The sequence below is a fragment of the Marinitoga arctica genome, assembly GCF_054657315.1.
In genome coordinates, this window is record NZ_BAAHYY010000069.1 from 1 (window position 1) to 851 (window position 851).

At 21.7% G+C, this 851-nt stretch carries 2 protein-coding genes; one reads left to right on the top strand and one right to left on the bottom strand.

Annotated elements, in window-relative coordinates:
• Positions 1-180: 180 nt before the first annotated feature.
• The gene (locus ACYQ44_RS10370; RefSeq protein ID WP_459997209.1) at positions 181-408 is read right to left on the bottom strand and encodes a hypothetical protein; all 228 of its coding nucleotides are present in this window, start codon (positions 406-408) and stop codon (positions 181-183) included.
• Positions 409-478: 70 nt separating this feature from the next.
• Between ACYQ44_RS10370 and ACYQ44_RS10375 the strand changes: the two genes are divergently transcribed.
• A complete protein-coding gene (locus tag ACYQ44_RS10375; protein ID WP_459997211.1) occupies positions 479-691 on the top strand; it encodes a hypothetical protein in 213 nt (70 codons plus the stop codon).
• The last annotated feature ends 160 nt before the right edge of the window (positions 692-851 follow it).

Below are 851 nucleotides of genomic sequence, written 5' to 3' on the forward strand. Positions count from 1 at the left end.
ATCAACAACATTAAAGTAAATTTTCGGTAAATTTTTCTTTTCTTAAATTTAATAAATTTACATAATTATTTTATCACTTGATATATTTTTATTGTTAATTTTTTATTTAATATATTGATGCAATTTTATATTCTCGCTATTATTTGATGTTGAATGGTTAATTGGTTTTATCTTATTTTATTAATTCCAGTAACTTTTCTTCATTTTCTTTCGTTGTTTTTTTGAGTATTTCCTCTGTTTTTTGTCTGCCACTATTTTTCCTTTTTTTAACGTTCTTGTAGTTGTTTTTACAAAAATTGTATTTGTGTTCATTAATAAATATCTCATTAAGTCTAATCCCCAACTAAATGGGAAAAGGTAAGAAAAGATTTTTAAAAAATTTGGTAAAACAGTTATTGAAAAAAACATCCCTCCTAACAATGGTGCTGCATGGTGTATAAGAAAAGCAGATAAAAAGAAAGCATTAGTTGCAGCTGAATTGCTTGAATATTATATTGGTTATTATTTTGAAGATTTAGTGTATATTTATAATTGGATTGATACTGTTTTTGAAATCAGAAGAATTAATAATGATGTGAAAGCTTTTGATACTGCTAATACTATTATTCAATTAAATAAAGATGGTAGAATAAAGATTAAAAAACTTTTTATAATTTTATTCCTGAAGTATCTGCTACAGATTATAAAATAGATAATGAATTAAAAAACTTTATTTTAAAATATAATGATTTAAAAATCAGAAAGGGAATTATAAAATCAAAAACAATAATGAATTTTATTAATTCTTATAATATAAAATACACATCCAGAAAACCTTATGCTATTAGAAATGAGTATTATAAGATATATCA